The organism is Sphingobium sp., from assembly GCF_003248505.1.
Taxonomy (GTDB): domain Bacteria; phylum Pseudomonadota; class Alphaproteobacteria; order Sphingomonadales; family Sphingomonadaceae; genus Sphingobium.
The window spans coordinates 1-1,895 of sequence record NZ_QFOA01000164.1 but is presented as its reverse complement, the minus strand read 5'-3'; the positions used below and the strand labels follow the sequence as shown (position 1 = coordinate 1,895).

The window sequence follows — 1,895 nt, the reverse complement described above, 5'->3', positions numbered from 1 at the left end:
GGGTTGGTCGAGGACCGCGTCGAAGCGGCGCGCGCTGCCGGCACGCTTGACCTGGGCATTGAAACCATCCGCGCCGAGAAAGTGGTTCTGCTTTCCGACAGTCTGCTGCGCACCGATCCTGTAATCGGCGCCGAGACACTGCTTTTGCGTCTGGAACTGCACCGGCGGCCACCGATTACCAACTGGGCTGCGTTGCAGCTTATTTGCAAGAACACGGACAATATTGCCTGGCTCCGCAATGCCCGGTCCGGCCGGGTCGCACTGCGCATGCCGACATGGCCGGGACAGGACGACGATGGCAAATGGATCGAACGCTGCTATCTCATTCGTCCCAGCGGTCAGCTCCGCATGGATAGAGCGGCCCTAAAAGCCAGCCATTGGAGCGAGATCGAACCCGATGCTTTCCAGGTCTTTTGGGAGGGGGAAGTGGCTGAAGCGACGGAAAATCTCATGGTCGAAACGATCACCATGGCAACCGGGCTGCTGTTGCCCATATGGCATAAATTGCCGGAAGATGACGTGCGCGTCTGGCGGATCGACGATGGCGTGGGCGGTTCAATCCTGGGGCGCATCATCCATCCAGCAGCCGTCGAACGGATCCAAAGGGAGTTCGGCCTCGATGGCGCGACAGCTCTTGGTCCCGACGAAATCATCGATGGTGCGCGTTCGGTGGGCGGAGTATCGATCCCAGGTCTTGGTCCGGCCAGACTTGCCCGGGTTCATGTCAACGACAGTGCGCGCCTCGAAATACGAGACTATCGACCCGAGGATCGAACCTGGTTGAAGGCTTGCGGAGCATTCAGTGAGGTCGTCGCCTTCAAGACCAGGATTTTCCTGCCTCCTGACCGTGCGTGCGACATCCTTGCCAGGATTATGGCAGAGCGGAGCTAGTCTTCGCCGCGGTGCGCCCCATTGCGCGACCGATGATGCTCGCAAGGTCAGCGTTCAGACGAGATATGGGTTGGATAAACCCATATCTCGTCGGTGACCATTATTCCGTGGATGTCGGTGCTGGAACAGGCGCTTTCTTCTGCTTTACACCGGATACCCGCCGCCCTGCACCTTTCGGCTTCGTGGATGCCGCAGCTGTTGGCGTTGCGGTCTTTCCAACTGCCCTTTTCCCGTTGGCTGGCTTGGCAGGTTTGGCCTTTGCGGGCTCAGATACTGCGGGTTCCAAAGGCTCCTTCACGGATGCTGTCGGGGCCTTCGCAGTTCGCGGTGCGGTTTGTACTCCCAGTTTCTTTCTGGCAGGCTTTATTGCCGCGGCTTCTGCTTGTGCGGGCACATTCGCAGGTTCAGGCTTTGGCTCGGGCGCAACGATTTCGGCCTGTTCGCTGGGTTTGGCAGCGGCCGCCTTGCCGCGGCCGCGCTTGGGCTTAGCTTCCGTCGAAACTGCCGGTGTGGCTTCGACAGCCGGTGTCGCTTCGACAACTGGCGCCGCCTCTACTACGGGTGATGCTTCCACCACCGGAGCAGCATCCTGCGCTTTCGCGCCAACCCGCCGTCCAAGGCCGAGTTTTTGCGCGACGGTGCGCCGCTGTTCCGAATAGGCAGGCGCGACCATGGGATAATCCTTGGGAAGCTTATAGCGCTCGCGATATTCGGCGGGTGTCATTCCATTGACCGCCAGATGCCGCTTGAGGGTCTTGTACGGCTTTCCATCGAGCATGCTGATGATGTGTTCGCGTGAGCCAAGGCTCTTGCGGATCGATACAGCAGGAACATGATCGGGGGCCGCTGGCACTTCCACGTCGCCCTTCCGTTCGAGCGCGCCGCGGGTCGCTTCGATGATGCCGGCGATGTCGCCGGCCGGAACCTGATTGTTGGAGAAATAGGCGCTCAGTAACTGCACCGTCATTGCGGTGAAATCAGGCTGCTCGGTATCGGCCACGAAA

The 1,895-nt window shown here is 60.3% G+C and carries 1 protein-coding gene and 1 pseudogene; one reads left to right on the top strand and one right to left on the bottom strand.

The window, feature by feature from the left end; genetic code table 11:
- A pseudogene (locus tag DI606_RS20085) lies at positions 1-891 on the top strand (methylase); the annotation flags it as partial.
- A gap of 100 nt (positions 892-991) precedes the next feature.
- Here DI606_RS20085 and DI606_RS20080 read toward each other — a convergent pair.
- The coding region (locus tag DI606_RS20080; protein ID WP_293985777.1) for a MucR family transcriptional regulator at positions 992-1,895 on the bottom strand (904 nt) is incomplete at its 5' end.